This is a genomic window from Chelatococcus sp. HY11 (assembly GCF_018398335.1).
GTDB lineage: Bacteria > Pseudomonadota > Alphaproteobacteria > Rhizobiales > Beijerinckiaceae > Chelatococcus.
This window is the reverse complement of sequence record NZ_JAHBRX010000001.1, coordinates 3,185,309-3,200,942: the sequence shown is the minus strand read 5'-3', so window position 1 is coordinate 3,200,942 and position 15,634 is coordinate 3,185,309. Positions and strand designations below refer to the sequence as shown.

The 15,634-nt window shown below is 63.2% G+C and carries 13 protein-coding genes; 5 read left to right on the top strand and 8 right to left on the bottom strand.

Annotation, left to right across the window (positions count from 1 at the left end; all coding sequences use genetic code 11):
• Positions 1-62 precede the first annotated feature (62 nt).
• From KIO74_RS14645 to KIO74_RS14625, 5 genes are all read right to left on the bottom strand, one after another.
• Positions 63-464 carry a F0F1 ATP synthase subunit epsilon gene (locus tag KIO74_RS14645; RefSeq protein ID WP_213332583.1) on the bottom strand — a complete coding sequence of 134 codons (402 nt, stop codon included), beginning with the start codon at positions 462-464 and terminating at the stop codon, positions 63-65.
• Positions 465-605: 141 nt separating this feature from the next.
• On the bottom strand, positions 606-2,057 hold the full coding sequence (atpD, locus tag KIO74_RS14640; RefSeq protein ID WP_213332582.1) for a F0F1 ATP synthase subunit beta: 1,452 nt from the start codon (positions 2,055-2,057) through the stop codon (positions 606-608).
• A gap of 79 nt (positions 2,058-2,136) precedes the next feature.
• Complete coding sequence (locus tag KIO74_RS14635; protein ID WP_213332581.1) at positions 2,137-3,015, bottom strand: F0F1 ATP synthase subunit gamma; 879 nt, start codon at positions 3,013-3,015, stop codon at positions 2,137-2,139.
• A gap of 170 nt (positions 3,016-3,185) precedes the next feature.
• Positions 3,186-4,718 carry a F0F1 ATP synthase subunit alpha gene (gene atpA / locus KIO74_RS14630; RefSeq protein ID WP_213332580.1) on the bottom strand — a complete coding sequence of 511 codons (1,533 nt, stop codon included), beginning with the start codon at positions 4,716-4,718 and terminating at the stop codon, positions 3,186-3,188.
• Positions 4,718-5,278, bottom strand: a complete 561-nt coding sequence (locus tag KIO74_RS14625; protein WP_213332579.1) for a F0F1 ATP synthase subunit delta — start codon at positions 5,276-5,278, stop codon at positions 4,718-4,720. Before KIO74_RS14625 ends, atpA begins: the two co-directional genes overlap by 1 nt.
• A 353-nt stretch (positions 5,279-5,631) precedes the next feature.
• On the opposite strand from KIO74_RS14625, the gene KIO74_RS14620 reads away from it, so the two are divergent.
• The 3 genes from KIO74_RS14620 to KIO74_RS14610 all read left to right on the top strand — a co-directional run bounded on the left by KIO74_RS14620 (position 5,632) and on the right by KIO74_RS14610 (position 10,753).
• Positions 5,632-6,798, top strand: a complete 1,167-nt coding sequence (locus KIO74_RS14620) for a M20 aminoacylase family protein (protein ID WP_213332578.1) — start codon at positions 5,632-5,634, stop codon at positions 6,796-6,798.
• Positions 6,799-7,243: 445 nt separating this feature from the next.
• Positions 7,244-9,226: a hypothetical protein gene (locus KIO74_RS14615; RefSeq protein ID WP_213332577.1), complete on the top strand. Its 1,983-nt coding sequence runs from the start codon at positions 7,244-7,246 to the stop codon at positions 9,224-9,226.
• A gap of 204 nt (positions 9,227-9,430) precedes the next feature.
• Positions 9,431-10,753, top strand: coding sequence for a DUF4214 domain-containing protein (locus KIO74_RS14610; protein WP_213332576.1), 1,323 nt, complete (start codon positions 9,431-9,433; stop codon positions 10,751-10,753).
• 22 nt (positions 10,754-10,775) lie between these two features.
• On the opposite strand, the gene KIO74_RS14605 is transcribed toward KIO74_RS14610, so the two are convergent.
• Positions 10,776-12,974: a primosomal protein N' gene (locus KIO74_RS14605; protein ID WP_213335275.1), complete on the bottom strand. Its 2,199-nt coding sequence runs from the start codon at positions 12,972-12,974 to the stop codon at positions 10,776-10,778.
• 145 nt (positions 12,975-13,119) lie between these two features.
• Between KIO74_RS14605 and KIO74_RS14600 the strand changes: the two genes are divergently transcribed.
• Entirely contained in the window at positions 13,120-14,136 is a 1,017-nt protein-coding gene (locus KIO74_RS14600) for a tyrosine recombinase XerC (protein WP_213332575.1), read from the top strand.
• 4 nt (positions 14,137-14,140) lie between these two features.
• Here the strand turns inward: KIO74_RS14600 and KIO74_RS14595 are convergent, their stop codons facing one another.
• Together KIO74_RS14595 and KIO74_RS14590 are read right to left on the bottom strand one after the other, a co-directional pair.
• A complete protein-coding gene (locus KIO74_RS14595) occupies positions 14,141-14,683 on the bottom strand; it encodes a hypothetical protein (protein ID WP_213332574.1) in 543 nt (180 codons plus the stop codon).
• 114 nt (positions 14,684-14,797) lie between these two features.
• A complete protein-coding gene (locus KIO74_RS14590; RefSeq protein ID WP_213332573.1) occupies positions 14,798-15,265 on the bottom strand; it encodes a VOC family protein in 468 nt (155 codons plus the stop codon).
• Positions 15,266-15,436: 171 nt separating this feature from the next.
• Here KIO74_RS14590 and KIO74_RS14585 point away from each other — a divergent pair, with 171 nt between their 5' ends.
• Complete coding sequence (locus KIO74_RS14585; protein WP_213332572.1) at positions 15,437-15,580, top strand: hypothetical protein; 144 nt, start codon at positions 15,437-15,439, stop codon at positions 15,578-15,580.
• The last annotated feature ends 54 nt before the right edge of the window (positions 15,581-15,634 follow it).

Genomic DNA, 15,634 nt, shown 5'->3' with positions numbered 1-15,634 from the left:
AAAGTAACGGCCGCCCAAAAAGGGCGGCCGTGTCAAATCTCGCTATATGCGGAGCGCGATGCTCAGCGCAGAACCTGCATGCGCAGCTCTGTCAGGCGCATCAGCCGCGTCGAGGCTGCCAGCCGGCCCGCGTCATTTGTGGCCGAAGCCACCAACGTCTCGACGGTCGTGATCTCGATCTGCAGCGTCTCGGCGGTCAGTTCCGCGACCGGAACCGCATAATCCGCCAGGATCGAAATGTTGTCTGGGCGGATTTCGGCGATGCCGCCGCGCACGAACAGGCGTTGTGAGGCACCCGCGCCGGAGTCGATGGTGATGATTCCCGGCTGCAGGACGGCGATGACAGGCGCATGGCCCGGCATCACCTGCATTTCGCCTTCGACCGAGGGGACGATGACGCTGGCGACGTCGCCCGAGAAGAGAAGTCTTTCGGGCGCGACCAGCTCAAGCGGAACGGTGGCCATGGCTCAATCTCTTTCGATCTCGCGCGCGTCTGGAGCGCAGTAAATTCAATCCCTGGCAGACCTGGCCGGCTTGTGGCCAGGCGCCTGGTTTCTCCGCCTCGGATGCGCGTCCAGCGCGCATCCTCGTGTCGTGCCCGCTGCTTACGCGGCCTCGGCGGCGAGGCGCTGGGCCTTCTCGACTGCCTGCTCGATGGTGCCGACCATGTAGAAGGCAGCTTCCGGCAGATGGTCATACTGGCCTTCGACGAGACCCTTGAAGCCCTTGATGGTGTCTTCGAGGGCAACGAGCTGGCCGGGCGCGCCGGTGAACACTTCGGCGACGAAGAACGGCTGGCTGAGGAAGCGCTCGATCTTGCGGGCGCGGGCCACCGTGGTCTTGTCCTCTTCCGAGAGCTCATCCATGCCCAGGATCGCGATGATGTCCTGGAGGGACTTATAGCGCTGCAGGAGCTGCTGCACGCGGCGGGCCACGTCGTAGTGCTCCTCACCGACGATCTGCGGCGACAGCATGCGCGAGGTGGAGTCGAGCGGGTCCACGGCCGGATAGATGCCCTTTTCCGAGATCGCGCGCGACAACACGGTCGTGGCGTCCAAGTGGGCGAAGGAGGCGGCAGGCGCCGGGTCGGTCAAGTCGTCGGCGGGCACGTAGATGGCCTGCACCGAGGTGATCGAACCCTTGGTGGTGGTGGTGATGCGCTCCTGCAGCTGGCCCATGTCGGTGGCCAGCGTCGGCTGATAACCCACGGCCGAGGGGATGCGGCCGAGAAGCGCCGACATTTCCGAACCCGCCTGGGTGAAGCGGAAGATGTTGTCGATGAAGAACAACACGTCCTGGCCCTGATCGCGGAACTGCTCGGCGACCGTGAGGCCGGTCAGCGCGACGCGGGCGCGGGCGCCCGGAGGCTCGTTCATCTGGCCGAACACCAGGGCGCATTTGGAACCGGCGGTCGAGCCGTTGTTCTCATGCGGGTCCTTGTTCACGCCCGACTCGATCATTTCGTGATAGAGGTCGTTGCCTTCGCGGGTGCGCTCGCCGACGCCGGCGAACACCGAGTAGCCGCCGTGGGCCTTGGCGATGTTGTTGATCAGTTCCTGGATCAGCACGGTCTTGCCGACGCCGGCGCCGCCGAACAGGCCGATCTTGCCGCCGCGGGCATAAGGAGCAAGCAGGTCAACGACCTTGATGCCGGTGACGAGGATCTGCGCGTCCGTCGACTGCTCGGAATAGCTGGGCGCCTCGGCATGGATCGGGCGGAGCGCCTCGGCGGGCACCGGGCCAGCTTCGTCGACCGGCTCGCCGATGACGTTCATGATGCGGCCGAGCGTACCGGCGCCAACCGGCACCATGATCGGAGAACCCGTGTCCGTGACCGGCTGGCCGCGAACAAGACCTTCGGTCGTGTCCATGGCGATGCAGCGCACCGTCGATTCACCGAGCTGCTGGGCGACTTCGAGAACAAGGCGATTGCCGTGGTTCGTCGTTTCCAGCGCGTTCAGGATTTCCGGCAGGTGCCCGTCGAACTGAACGTCGACGACGGCACCGATGACCTGAGCGACGCGCCCACTCGTTACCGGCTCTTGCTTCGTTACCATGGGGAAACTCCCGTCCGAGCCCGTCCGGGCCTCATCAAACTATAATAAATGCCGCCTGGGCGACCTTCGTCACAATGCGTCAGACCGCCTCGGCGCCCGAGATGATCTCGATCAGTTCCTTCGTGATCATCGCCTGACGCGAGCGGTTGTAGAGCTGCGTCTGCTTCTTGATCATCTCGCCGGCGTTGCGCGTGGCGTTATCCATGGCGGACATCTGCGCACCGTAGAACGAAGCGTTGTTCTCGAGCAGGGCGCCGAAAATCTGGACGGCCAGATTGCGGGGCAGCAGCGTGGCGAGGATCTCTTCCTCATCCGGCTCGTAGTCATAGACGAGACCGGCGACTTCACCGTCATCGGCGGCCTCGACATTGGCCGGAATGATCTGCTGGGCCGTCGGGACCTGGGCAATGACCGAGCGGAAACGCGAGAAGAACAGCGTCGCCACGTCGAACTTGCCTTCGTGGAACAGGCTGATGATCTTCTGCGCAATTTCATCGGCGTGTTCGAAGCCAAGCACCCTGACCGAGCGTAGCTCGACGAGCTCGATGATATCTTTGGCGAAATTACGACGCAGCTGATCATAGCCCTTCTTGCCGACGCAGAAGAACTTGACGCGCTTGCCTTCGGCTATCAGCGCGTTGGCGCGCTCGCGGGCGAGGCGGACGATCGCCGAGTTGAAAGCGCCGCACAGGCCACGTTCGCCCGTGCAGACGATGAGGAGATGCGTCTCGTTCTGACCCGTGCCGACCAAGAGGCGGGGCGCGCCCTCGCGGGAGGGCATCGCGTTCGCCAGATTGGCCAGGACATGCGACATGCGCTGCCCATAGGGGCGAGCGGCCTCAGCGGCCATCTGGGCACGACGGAGCTTCGCCGCGGCCACCATCTGCATGGCCTTGGTGATCTTCTGCGTCGCTTTGACGGAGGCGATGCGATTGCGAAGGTCTTTTAAGCTCGGCATCAGGACCTACCCTCTCCCCATGCGGGGGAGAGCTGGAGAGGGGATGAAGCGCAAACGCGGGAGAGATCAGCAGCTGCCTTTCTCTCCCCGCCCGCCCCTGCAAGAGGAGACAGGCTTCTCGCGAATGCGCCCAGCGTCAACACGGACAGGCTGTTACGCAAACGTCGCCATTACGCGAACGTCTTGGCAACATCCTCGACCGCAGCCTTGAGCTTGCCAGCGGTGTCGTCGGAGAGATCCCTAGAGGTGCGGATCGCCTCGAGAATCTCCGGATGCTTGGTGCGGACCGCGCCGAGCAGCGCTTCCTCGAAACCGCGCACACGGTTGACCGGCAGCGGATCGAGATAGCCGTTCACGCCGGCGTAGATCACCACGACCTGCTCTTCCATGGTGAGCGGGGAGAACTGTCCCTGCTTCAGAAGCTCGGTGAGGCGCGCGCCGCGGTTCAGAAGACGCTGGGTGGTCGCGTCGAGGTCCGAGCCGAACTGGGCGAAGGCTGCCATTTCGCGATACTGCGCGAGCTCGCCCTTGATCTTGCCGGCGACCTTCTTCATCGCCTTCGTCTGCGCCGAGGAGCCGACGCGCGACACGGACAGACCGACGTTCACTGCCGGGCGGATACCCTGGTAGAAGAGGTCCGTCTCAAGGAAGATCTGGCCGTCGGTGATCGAGATCACGTTGGTCGGGATGTAGGCCGACACGTCGTTCGCCTGCGTCTCGATGACCGGGAGCGCGGTCAGCGATCCCTTGCCGCTCGCATCGCTCATCTTGGCGGCGCGCTCCAACAGGCGGGAGTGCAGGTAGAACACGTCGCCCGGGTAAGCCTCGCGGCCCGGCGGGCGGCGCAGCAGAAGCGACATCTGACGGTAGGCGACGGCCTGCTTGGACAGGTCGTCATAGATGATCACGGCATGCATGCCGTTGTCGCGGAAGAACTCGCCCATGGCGCAGCCAGCGAACGGCGCCAGGAACTGCATCGGGGCGGGGTCGGAAGCGGTGGCCGCCACGACGATCGAGTACTCGAGAGCGCCCTGCTCCTCGAGAACCTTCACGAACTGGGCGACGGTGGAGCGCTTCTGGCCGATGGCGACGTAGACGCAGTAGAGCTTCTGCTGCTCGTCGGCGCCAGCCACATTGAGCGACTTCTGGTTGAGGATGGTGTCGAGCGCGACGGCGGTCTTGCCGGTCTGGCGGTCGCCGATGATGAGCTCGCGCTGGCCGCGGCCGATCGGGATCAGGGCGTCGATCGCCTTGAGGCCGGTCGCCATGGGCTCGTGCACGGACTTGCGCGGAATGATACCCGGCGCCTTCACGTCGACCTGGCGACGCTCGGAGGACACGATCGGGCCCTTGCCGTCGATCGGGTTGCCAAGGGCGTCGACGACACGGCCGAGGAGGCCCTTGCCGACGGGCACGTCCACGATGGCGCCCGTGCGCTTCACGGTCTGGCCTTCGGCGATCTCACGGTCGGAACCGAAGATCACAACGCCGACGTTGTCCGTCTCGAGGTTGAGCGCCATGCCGCGCACACCCGATTCGAACTCCACCATTTCACCGGCCTGGACATTGTCGAGGCCATAGCAACGGGCGATGCCGTCACCAACCGAGAGGACCTGTCCGACCTCGGTGACCTCAGCCTCCTGGCCGAAGTTCTTGATTTGCTCTTTGAGGATTGCGGAAATTTCCGCGGCGCGGATGTCCATCAGCCGACCTCTTTCAACGCGAGACGGATCGAATTCAGTTTGGAGCGCAGGCTGGCATCGATCATACGGCTGCCGAGCTTGACGATGAGACCGCCGATGATGGCGGGGTTAACCTTGACGTTGAGCGCGATGCTGCCACCGGCGACGTCCTTCAGCGCGGCCTCGATGTCGGCCAGCATCTTGGGAGAAGGCTGTTCCGCGAGCGTCACTTCCGCGCGGACGATGCCCTTCTTGTCGGCGACGAGGCTCTTGTAAGCCTCGATCATGCCCGGAAGGGCGAACAGCCGGCGTTTCGACGCGACGAGGCGAATGAAATTCGCTGTGAGGCCGCCGATACCGGCTTTGGCGAGAATGGCCGTGACGGCCTTCTCCTGCTCCTCGGCGGAGAACACGGGGCTCTTGACCAAGCGGGCGAGGTCAGGGCTCTCCGCGATCAGACCACTGAATCGGTCGAGGTCGGCACCGACGGCATCCACCGCCTTTGCTTCCTCTGCGAGATCGAGCAACGCCTTTGCATAGCGCTCCGCGACACCCGACACCATTGCACCCCCGTTAGCCACCGGGCCTCTCTTTCGTCTCAAGGGCGACGTCGTCACCGATCGCTCGGCGGCGCCTAACCCTGTTTGGCTATCTTCTGATAGGGTTGGGACAAGCTGAACCCTTAATCCCAAGACGGGGGTGCACTAGCATAAGGATGCGGGCTGTGCAACCGAACCCGGCACACTTTCGCCGCCTTTGCGTAGTCGCGCCCGCGTGAGTCGAAACTTGGGGAATGGCGGTGTGCGCGCCAGATCGTTCTGATGCGCGTGCGCGAGCGAGGCGACGCCGGCGGCTCGTCCCGACCCTGGAGTGCCTCCCGGTGCGGACTGTGCTAAGTCTTTGCCTTTGGTGATTTGGGCAGGAGGGCTGGTGGATGCCGCGCGCGGAACGCATTGCCGGGATGAAGGACGACGTCATTGCGTGGCGTCGGGATCTGCATGCGCATCCCGAATTGCTCTATGAGGTCACACGGACAGCCGGCGTCGTCGCCGACAAGCTGCGCGGCTTCGGTTGTGACGAGGTTGTGACCGGCATCGGCCGCACGGGCGTCGTGGGGATCATTCGCGGGAAGGGCGCCGGGCCGGTGATCGGCCTCAGGGCGGACATGGACGCGCTCCCCATCGAGGAGGAGACGAATCTTCCCTATCGCTCGACGGCGCCGGGCCTGATGCATGCCTGCGGCCATGACGGTCACACCGCCATGCTTCTCGGCGCGGCGCGCTATCTCGCCGAGACACGCGACTTTGCTGGCACGGCGGTGGTCATCTTCCAGCCGGCGGAGGAAGGTGGGGCCGGCGCCAAGGCGATGCTCGACGACGGCCTTCTGGATCGCTTCGGCATCCAGGAGGTCTACGGCATGCATAATATGCCGGGCATGGTTCCCGGCAGCTTCGCGATCCGGCCCGGCGCGATGCTGGCGGCCGCGGATCGTTTCCGCATCGTCATCGAGGGCAAGGGCAGCCACGCCGCGCATCCGCACGAGGGCATCGACAGCGTCGTCGCGGCCAGCCAGCTTGTGCTGGCGCTGCAGACGATCGTCGCGCGCAATGTCGACCCGTTGAAGAACGCGGTGGTTTCGGTCACGACCATCAATGGTGGTGATGCCTTCAATGTGCTGCCGCAGCGTGTGACGCTGACCGGCACGGTCCGCACGCTCGATCCCGCGATCCGCGATCTCTGCGAGGAGCGGCTGACGGCGCTGGCGCGTGCCATTCCGGCCGCGCTCGGGGCGACGGCCGAGGTCGAGTTCTGGCGCGGCTATCCCGTCACCATGAACAATCCCGATGCAGCGCGCTTCGCGGCCGATGTCGCCCAAGGGATATCGAGCACCGGTGAGGTCGACAGGAGCATCCTGCCGATCATGGGCGCCGAGGACTTCTCCTACATGCTCGAGGAGCGGCCCGGCGCTTTCATCTTCATTGGCAACGGCGACAGCGCCGGGCTTCATCATCCGCGCTATAACTTCAACGACGAGATCGTGACGGCCGGCATCGGCTATTGGGCGAGCCTCATCGAGGCCCGCTGCGGCGCTGCTGCCTGAAGCAAGGCTGCCCAAGTCGGCTTGGGATGCCGGAGTGAGCGGTCTCTGGCCGCGACCGGGCAGCCAATTGTCGCAGCGTTCATTCGAGCGCCTGATGGACATTCTCGACCCTCCCCGTCCCACGTGGCTGCCGCGGGCCCGGTGATCTGGCACGTCAAGCCTGAGCGTCGGCCGGGCGGCTTGCGGGCGGATCGCGATGCCTTGGGCAGGTTCGCAGGTGCTTCCAGGACATTTGGTAGGGGCGCTGAGGCTTCCGTCCCTGCAAGTGTCTATTGCGCAAAAAGCAACATATCGACCACAAGTTTCTTATTCGATCGTATTAATTTTTGAATCTTTTGTATTTGTTTATGTTTTCTATTATATAGACATATAAATATAGTATATCACCGAAAAAATTATGTATGAGTCTATATTCCACGCGTGATAATTCACGCGAGGGAATGTGATGAATCAAATTCTTGATAATAATAGATTTAAGCGCGAAGACGTCGAGCTTCTTGAGGGTGATGAGACCTTCAAACTGGAGCTCGAAGCCCTTCAAAGGAGAGCGCTAGAGAGAATAGCAAAGCAGAAGGCTGAGGCGCTCGCGGCCGAGCAGAAGGCACAGGCTGAAGCCGAGGCGGCGCAGAAGCTCGCGGATGAGCAGAAGGCGCAGGCTGAAGCCGAGGCGGCGCAGAAGCTTGCGGCCGAGCAGAAGGCACAGGCTGAAGCCGAAGCGGCGCAGAAGCTCGCGGATGAGCAGAAGGCACAGGCTGAAGCCGAGGCGGCGCAGAAGCTCGCGGATGAGCAGAAGGCGCAGGCTGAAGCCGAAGCGGCGCAGAAGCTCGCGGATGAGCAGAAGGCGCGGGCTGAAGCCGAAGCGGCGCAGAAGCTCGCGGATGAGCAGAAGGCGCAGGCTGAAGCCGAGGCGGCGCAGAAGCTTGCGGCCGAGCAGAAGGCACAGGCTGAAGCCGAGGCGGCGCAGAAGTTTGCGGCCGAGCAGAAGGCACAGGCTGAAGCCGAAGCGGCGCAGAAGCTCGCGGATGAGCAGAAGGCGCAGGCTGAAGCCGAGGCGGCGCAGAAGCTCGCGGATGAGCAGAAGGCGCAGGCAGAAGCCGAAGCGGCGCAGAAGCTCGCGGATGAGCAGAAGGCGCAGGCTGAAGCCGAAGCGGCGCAGAAGCTTGCGGATGAGCAGAAGGCGCAGGCTGAAGCCGAAGCGGCGCAGAAGCTCGCGGATGAGCAGAAGGCGCAGGCTGAAGCCGAAGCGGCGCAGAAGCTTGCGGCCGAGCAGAAGGCGCAGGCAGAAGCCGAAGCGGCGCAGAAGCTCGCGGATGAGCAGAAGGCACAGGCTGAGGCTGAGGCGACCCAGAAGCTTGCGACTCAACAGTCATGGATCTCCGACGTGGCGCAAAAGGTCGGTGAGCTGGAGGGAATCCAGCTGCACGACGTGCAGTACCAGCTGAAGTCACGTGACGCGGGAAGTTGGGATATGCCGTCCGAGGAGAAGGCGGTCTTCGCTCAGGCCTATGACAAGGCTATCGAAAGACTGGCCTCGCCGATGTTCGAGGCCGTGAAGCAGACCATCCAAACGCCCGCTCTGGCCGAAGCGCCGAAGTTGGAGGTCGGTACGGCGGCATGGGTTGACGCAGTATTGAAAGCGGCCGAGGAGCAGGTCCAACCCCTGAAGGACGCTATCGGGAAGTTGGAGTTGGATGACTGCAAGCAGTGCGACACACAGATCGAGCAAGCGCGGCTAGAGGCCCAGGATGCGGTAAAGGCCTGGAAGGGCACTCCGAATCCCGATCCGGCCGAGCAAAAATCCTTCGCGTTCCAGTCGCTTACCAGTTCGAGCGACGTCTACAAGCTGGATGCGTCCGTATCGGGAACGATTGATCTTGGCGCTGGTTACGATGGGATCGTGCTGTCAGGCAAGAAGTCGGACTATGTGCTCAGGGCGGACGGTCCGGACTGGCATGTGTCCCCTAAAGCCGGTGGTTCCTCTGTCGATATTCATCTCAAGGGGGTCGAGTTACTGAAGTTCGACGACGGCATGACGTCTCTAAATCTAACACCGGAGTTGTTCCAGGCATATCAGTTTTCGAGGGCCATTGCTGGGGCGAAAGCCGATATCTCGGATGTCCTTTATACAGCTGAGATGCTCGGTCGTTATAAGCCTGTATATGTCCTTGAGAATTTGCTTTCGCGGCTTGGGAGTGACGACGAGCCCTTCGTGACGTACGGAAGTGAAGAGTATGTTAATAAATCTTTTATTAACATCTTTGGTCGTGATGCCGATCCAGAAGGTTTGAAATTCTGGACGTCGGAATCCCAGCGTCTGAGTAACACGGAATTTCTGCGTACGCTTTGTGATACCAAAGAGGCAAAAGATTTCGCGACGACCGTCGTGGGTTTAGACTTGTCATCAAGCCAAGGCGACATCACAGTTTGATGCGTGAAAACATCTAAAGCTGTGGTTTAAATGCATGTCTACGGCGAGGCGCCCCGATGGAGCGCCTCGTTTCGTTTGGCCGCGACGTCAATTGCAAATGGTCATATTCAAATACCCAAGTATATCATAATATAGAAAGTATATCAATATATATAGCATTTTATCGTGATAATGCTTGATTTGAATTTTTCTCCGAGACAAGATATGAGTATTGACGTTGTATTATATGACACAACCGGGTCCGTTGCGAAAGAAGTCCTCGCCGATCTGAAAACTTGCTATACCCGGGGCTTGGCCGACTGGTTGGCCCTTCTGCCTTCTCCACATCCCCTCAATCTCAAACTGACCATCGTTCCTAGGCTTGAGGAGGCGCATATCGCTGAGACGCATGGCGATGGTCTGAAGACAATGGCCCGCCGGGAGGGTGTGGCAGGGATGCGCGTCATGGCGCATCCGGCCTTCAAGGCGATCACGGGGTTCGACAACGAGCCTGACGAAGCCGATATCCATGTGAAGATAGGTCTGAATTCTCTGGAAAACCTGTCCTTCGACGGCGCTTTCGACGAGCGGCATCGATTCGACGCAACAACCGTATTCCGCCATGAAATAGCCCACGCGTTGTTCATGGCGAACGCATTGCGTCCGGCGAGTGGAGATATATCCAGCTGGGATGGCAATATTCAGTTTGTCGATGGTGCCCCCCGTTTCATGGGCTCACATGCGCGGACGCTGTTTCCCGACGGCATTCCGCTCGACGGGAAACGCGCGCATGTCGAGGAGGCGTTCGCTTCGCGGCATCACTCAGCCTTGGGACCTAAAGCCCCGGAAAACAGGGCCCTGAGCCTTTCTTCACTTGATACTGCTTTTATGTCGGACTGTGGCCTGCCAACGGCGCTCAATGACAGAATGATATTGGGGGAATGGATCCATGGTACCCTCAATATGGGCGATGGTACAGATACTGTTATAATTCAGGCGACGTCCGACGCTTATAATATTTCGTGGACGCACGATGGATTATTTTTAAGTCTGAAGACAAAGTATGCCCCAGATGGGAAGCCGGATCAAAGCTTCAATCCAGAGCTTACCTTACTCAACACGGAGCGGATTCAGTTTTCGGACGCGATGCTCGCATTCGATACCGAGGGGAATGCGGGGCGCGCCTATCGCCTATGCGCGGCGGTTTATGACGATGACCCACCCGACGACATGGTCTTCGCGAGATTGGATGCTCTCGACAAGGGAGGAAGATACCATGAGCTGGCCTGTGACCTCGTGGCGACCGAACGGTTTGCCACCCGCTTCGGCGCGGCTCATTCCAGCGAGGATCTGATCGCGCTTTTCTATCAGGAGCTCCTGGGCAGGTTTCCGGATACCGCCGGTGAGATATTCTGGCGCGAAAGCATGCAGGCGGGGATCGGCAAGGAGGGGCTTCTCGGCTATTTCGCCGACTGCCCCGAATACAAGAAGATCACCGCGACCGGGCTCGGCGGCGTCATTTTGATCGAGACGGCTGAGCTCCTGTAATCCGGCGGCAGGGCGCTCTGTCCTACAGAAAGCTCTGCGGATCGACGTCGATGGTGACGCGGATGCGTTGCGGCGGGCGCGGCGCGCGCGCCATCCACGCCCTCAGATAGCCCTGCAGGTCGGTCTCACGCGTGGCGCGCACCAGAAGCCGGAAGCGGTAGCGGCCACGCACCAGCGCCAGCGGTGCCTCCGCGGGGCCGAACACATGCACGTCCGGCGGTGTCTCGGCGGTGCGCGCCAGCGCGCGGGCATGGGCCTCCGCCTCGTTGCGGTCGGGGGCCGCCACGATGATGCCGGCAAGCCGTCCGAACGGGGGCAGGCCCGCCGCCTCGCGCTGGGCGATCTCTTCCCTGTAGAAGCGTTCGGCATTGCCGGACAGGAGCGCCTGCAGCACCGGGTGATCCGGCTGGAAGGTCTGGATGAGCGCGCGGCCTGGCTTCTCGAAACGGCCGGCGCGCCCCGTCACCTGCTGCAGGAGCTGGAAGGTGCGCTCGGCGGCGCGTGGGTCGCCATTGGCGAGGCCGATGTCGGCATCGACGACGCCGACCAGCGTGAGCCCCGGGAAATTGTGCCCCTTGGCCACGAGCTGGGTGCCGATGACGATGCTGAATTCGCCTTTGGCCACGGCCCCAAGCTCGTCCCGCAACCGCTCCGTGCCACCCGGCATGTCGCTCGACAGGACGATGCTGCGCTTGTCCGGAAAATGCTCCGCGACTTCCTCCGCCAGCCGTTCCACGCCGGGGCCGCAGGCGGTCAGCGCATCCACGGTGCCGCAGGACGGGCAACTGTCAGGCCGGCGTTCCACATGGCCGCAGTGATGGCAGACGAGCGCGCGCCGGTAGCGATGCTCAACCAGCCAGGCCGAGCAATTCGGGCATTGGAAGCGATGGCCGCAAGAGCGGCAGAGCGTCAGCGGCGCATAGCCGCGACGGTTGAGATAGAGCAGCGCCTGCTCGCCCTGGCCAACCGTCTCGCGCATGGCCTCCACGAGCGGTGGCGACATCCAGTGGTCGCGCGCGGCGGGGCTGCGGCGCAGGTCGATCGCGCGGATCGTCGGCATGGCACGGCCGCCGAAACGCTCCGGCAGGGCGAGGTAGCGGTAGCGCCCGGATTGCGCGTTGACCTTGGTCTCGATCGATGGCGTGGCCGACGTCAGGATGACGGGAAAATTCTCGATGCGCCCGCGCACCACGGCCATGTCCCGGGCGTGATATTGCACGTTGTCTTCCTGCTTGTAGGCCGTCTCGTGCTCTTCATCGACGACGATGATGCCGAGTTCGCGGAAGGGCAGGAACAGGGCCGAACGGGCGCCCACCACGACCCGCACGTCCCCCGCGGCGACGCCGAGATGGATGCGCTCGCGCCGGCGGGTGGCGACGCCCGAATGCCATTCGGCCGGCCGCGTGCCGAAGCGGCTGGCGAAGCGCTCCAGAAACTGGGCGGTGAGGGCGATTTCCGGCATCAGGATGAGCGCCTGTTTGCCGCGCGCCAACGCCTCGGCGATGGCCTCGAAATAAACCTCCGTCTTGCCGGAGCCCGTCACGCCCTCCACCAGCGTGACCGAGAACACACCTTCGCCGACGGTCTGGCGCAGGACGTCGGCTGTTTCCTGCTGCGCGGGCGAGAGGCTCGCCTCGGCGAAGGCCGGGTTCGGCGGCAGCGCGACCGGTTCCTGCGCCAGCGCGATCGTCTCCAGCGTGCCTTCATCGATCAGGCCGTTGACCACGGCCTGGCTCACCGCCGCTTCCTCGGCCAGCGCCTTCTTGGTGAAGACGAGCCCGTCCTGCGCCAGCGCCAGCACGCGCTGCCGCCCCGGTGTCATTCGGGCCGGTGGTGGCCCGGCCAGCCGCACACCAACGCGGAGCGCTTCCGGGCGGCTCGGGTCGGGCACGCGCAGCGCGAGCCGCAGGGCAAGGCCGCGCGGCGACACGGTGTACCAGGCGATCCATTCGACGAGCTTCCGCAAGGCCGGGCCCATGGGCGTCGTATCGACGCGACCAACAACCGCCTTCAGGTTGCCGCCTTCGCCGGGCCGTGTCTCCCATACCACGCCAACGGTCTCGCGCGGCCCGAGCGGCACCACGACCACATCACCCGCGCTCAGGGTGAGACTCGCGGGGACCTTGTAGGAATAGGCTGTATCAAGCGCGACGGGCACGAGCACGTCTGCGACCTGGCCGGACGATGCATTGATCGTGGGGCTTGCCTCGGTGATGCTCATGACGTTGCGATACTCATGGCGGCAGGCATAGCACTGCCGGGACGGATGTTCATCCCCACTACGCGGGCGCGCGGCCTGCATGGCGATCAGCCGCGCCATCGGAGCCGTTCACCTGGGATTAGGACGAATCACGGATAATGATTCCATGGCGAGATATCAGCCGAGACATCAGCCGATACTGCCCACCGATGATTCGCCCGCTTCGGCCGGCACGCCGGTGGACAAGGACGGCGCGGAGGCCGGGCATGGTCTGTTCGTGGCGACCACAACGTGGCTCTCCTATCTCGCCGCCGAGCGCCGCCTGTCGCCCAAGACAGTTGAAGCCTATGGGCGTGATCTCAGGCAGTTCCTGACTTTCCTGACCGAATATCAGGGAGAGCCGGCCAGCTTGCGCACCATCGCCGCGCTTGGGCCGGCTGATATCAGGGCGTTCCTCGCGGCCCGGCGGCGCGATGGCATCGGCAGCCACTCCCTCATGCGCCAGCTCGCGGCGCTGCGCTCCTTCGCCCGGCATCTCGAACGGAGCGGCGCGGGCAATGCGTCGGCCTTCGCGGCGGTGCGAGGTCCCAAGGTGAAGAAGAGCCTGCCACGCCCGCTCGCGGTCACGGCGGCGAAGGCCGTTACGACGATCGAGAGCCGGGCCGGCGATGACCGGGCGGAGTGGATCCTGGCACGCGATGCGGCCGTGCTGGCGCTGCTCTACGGGTGCGGCTTGCGTATCAGCGAGGCGCTTGGCCTCCAGCGCCGTCACGCGCCCGTCGATGGGCAGATGGACATCACGGTGACGGGCAAGGGGGGCAAGACGCGCGGCGTGCCCGTGCTGCCGCAGGTATCGCGTGCCATCGCGGACTATATCGCGGCCTGCCCCCATCCCTTGCCGCCGGAAGGTCCGCTCTTTGTGGGCACACGTGGTGGTCCGCTGTCGCCGCGTATCATCCAGCTTGTCATGGAGAACCTGCGCGGCGCGCTCGGGCTGCCCGCCAGCGCGACGCCGCACGCCTTGCGGCATTCCTTCGCAACGCATCTGCTCGGTCGCGGGGGGGATCTCAGGGCCATTCAGGAGCTGCTGGGCCACGCGTCCCTGTCAACGACGCAGAACTACACGAAGGTTGACGCGGCGAGGCTGCTCGCGGCCTACGACGCCGCCCATCCAAGAGCTTAACGGATCAGGCGCTGCCACCGAAGCGGCGGGTACGCCGGCGCAGAAGGGCGATGCGCCGCCCCATCTGGCCATTGAGGTTGAGGCGCAGACGCACGGCGGCGATGGCCGACCGGACCGCCCGGCGCGCGGGCTCGGTCTGACGATGCGCCCAGGCGCGGATCTCGAGAAGACGCCGGTAGAGCCAGGCGAACCACGGCAACTCGAGGAGCTTCTCGCGGCATAGCTCGAAGAGATAGGCCGTGACGCCAAGCCCGAGCATCTTGACGGCGACGAGCAGACCAACGGCCATGAACCAATGTTCATGGGCGAGGAGCCACAGGGCGAGAAGCTTGACCGGCAGCAGCAGGCTCGCCGGCACGATGAAGAGCGCGGCCACGGCGAGCGGCGGCAGACGATCGATGAAGGCCGCGAGCTTCTTCGACCATTCGGCCCATGGCAGCAGCCCGACGATGCCGGCGACAACGGGGGCGAGCCTGTCCCACAGCCATGCCTCCACCAGGAAGAGCACGGCGAGAAGGAACCACAGCGGTTTCAACAGGCGGCGCATGGATCAGCTCCGGACATCAGCTGTCGCTCGTGCCTGTCGTTCATGGTCTTTGCAAGGCGCTTCGATGGCTCCCCGGTGAACGCTCCAAACAGGATCAGCCCGGGCGGACCCCTGTCAGCTCATGCCGTAGAGTTCCTTGGCGCGTCGGCGCATTTCATCGTGCGATATGTCCTCGATACGGGTGGAGACCCACCAGATATGCCCGAACGGATCCTTGAGCTTTCCGCCGCGATCGCCGTAAAACTGGTCCTCGACCGGCTTCAATATGGTCGCGCCCGCAGCCTCCGCCTTGGCGACGGTGGTATCCGCATCTTTGACGTAGATATGCAGGACGACCGGTGAACCGCCGATGGTTTCAGGGCTGAGAGCGCCGTATTCCGGAAACTCGTCGCAGAGCATCATGCTGCCCTCGCCGATGGTCAGTTCGGCATGCCCGACTTTTCCTGCCGGATCCGAGATCTTCAGCGTTTCCACGGCGTCGAAGACTTGCCTGTAGAAGGCGATGGCTTCGTTCCCACGGCTGACGCAGATGTAGGGCTTCGGGGCGCCGTTATCCGGGATGGAGTTCACGCTTCCCGCCATGATCATTCTCCTTCTGTCGCACACTATTGCGTGAGATGGCTGATCTTAGTGCAGAACGAATGTCACCCCCATCTTGTTCTCCGCGATATGCCGTGTAGCCTGCAAAGGGGACCAATCTAGGGAAAAACCGTTATCCTCAGTTGAAGTAAGAACCCTTGAAGGAGAAAGACGATGCGTTCACTGATCCTCGCCTTGACCCTCGCCGCCAGTGCGGCTTTTGCTCCGGCCGCTTTTGCGGATTGCGGCCCGAAGCATACATCTTCGCTCGACAGCCAACAGACAATCCAGGCCCCGTCAACCACGCAGACGGGCTGACACTAACCGACAGACGACCTCCAGAAATAAATAGCAGCCGTCCTCAGTCGAGGC